The sequence below is a fragment of the Collinsella sp. AM15-2 genome, assembly GCF_003471985.1.
Taxonomy (GTDB): Bacteria; Actinomycetota; Coriobacteriia; order Coriobacteriales; family Coriobacteriaceae; genus Collinsella.
Genome location: NZ_QRKO01000047.1, coordinates 1 through 1,637, shown reverse-complemented (window position 1 = coordinate 1,637; position 1,637 = coordinate 1). Strand labels below are relative to the sequence as shown.

The following is a 1,637-nucleotide window of genomic DNA, read 5'->3' as shown; positions in this document are numbered from 1 at the left end:
GGTTGATTTCCGATCTCAGCCGAACACATTGAGCGGATAGGCCATTCCCGCAGTTAGCCGAACGCCCCCGCGGCCCCTCCTGGGGTCCGGGGGCGCCGTTTTCCCAGTTGAAGGAACGGTGGAGATGTGTTTCGATGGGTCCGGTGGCCATGCTCCGCCCGCCGCCCGGCACCTCTTCCCAGACTCAGCCGGACGGTCGGTCCGTCTATTCCGTTTTTCCTCTAGGCTAGGCCAGCGGGGCATCGCCCCTCTCGGCGCGCGCCCTCTCGATGAGCCCCGGCGTCAGGTCGAGATCGACGAGCGCCACGTCCTCCACGCCGTAGGCGTCCAGCAGCGCCGCCGCGTCCTCCCCGAGCATCGCCCTGAAGGCGCGGGCGGGCGTCGAGAAGCCGAGCGCGCCGCGGGGCTCGGAGTTCACGTGCGACATGGCCAGCGCCAGGTCCGCCGGGGCGAGCCGGTCGAACCTGAGTCCGGAGCCCTTGGGCAGCAGCTTCCTTATCTCGACGTGGTTTCGCTCGCAGGCGCCCTTCTGGTCGCTGCGCCTCGGGTCGCAGTAGAACAGCCTCGTCTCGCCCGGCCCCTCGCCGATGAGCGCCGCGATGGCGCCCTCGTCGGAGAACTCGGCGCCGTTGTCGGTGAGCACGGCGCGGAACACGCGGCGCGTCCCGTCGGCGCCGAGGACCGCCCGGACGCCCTCCAGGGCGTCCGCGACGCGCCCGGCGGTCTTCTCCGCCAGCGGCAGCGCGAGCTGGAGCCTGCTGGGGCGATGCAGCAGCGTGAGCAGGCAGGCGGAGTCCTCCCGGGCGCCCTCGACGGTGTCCATCTCCCAGGCCGCGGCGCACGCGTCCTCCCCGAGGGCGAGGAACGCGGCATGCGACCTGCGGGCGGAGTGGCGGGTCGCCGCCCGGCCCGCGGCGCGCTTCCTCGGCCTGTAGCCGACCTTGCGCCTGAGCTCCATGTCGGTCATGCCGTCGTAGCCCGCCGAGACCCAGCGGTAGATGGTCGACGGCGACAGGTCCACCGGGCCGCCGTTGCGCGCCGCCATCTGCTCGGGCGACAGCCCCCGGCGCAGGCAGTCCCTTATCGCCTCCAGCCTGGCCGCCGCGGCGGGCTCGTCGGCGTCTATCCCGCGCCTGGACGAGACGAGGACCGAGTCGGCGCACAGCTGCGCGGCCCGGGCCTCGTAGAAGACGTGGGGGCGGCGCTTGCAGCCGATCGCGCGGTACCGCCCGCAGCCGTTGCAGCATCGCGGCCACGCCGCCAGGCGCGGGCAGGCCGCCGACAGGTCGGCGGAGGCGTCCACGCGCTCGCCGCGCCTGGCCTTCGGCGCCGTCACGAATCTGTGCGACGCCACCTCGGCGCTCACCGTCGAGGGCGACCTGCCCAGCTCCCTCGCGATCTCCCTGCACGACGCCCTGCGCTCCAGCATCCTCTGGACCGTGTCCCGCTCGTGCCTCGTGAGCCTTCCGTAGGCCCTCGGGACCGCCCTCGCGGAGCCACTCTTCCTCTTTCCGGACATGCCGTCCTCCGATCTCCCGGGGCCGGCCGGTCCGGCCCTCAGGGTATCGGGTTCCCACATTCATCCGCACATGTGCGGATGAATGTGGGAGGTGTTCGGATAAAGTCGATAATCAAGG

General features: G+C 72.0%; 1 protein-coding gene. It reads right to left on the bottom strand.

What is annotated here, in order from left to right; translation table 11 throughout:
• Positions 1-226 precede the first annotated feature (226 nt).
• Positions 227-1,519, bottom strand: coding sequence for an IS30 family transposase (locus DW171_RS10005; RefSeq protein WP_117786857.1), 1,293 nt, complete (start codon positions 1,517-1,519; stop codon positions 227-229).
• Positions 1,520-1,637 lie beyond the last annotated feature (118 nt).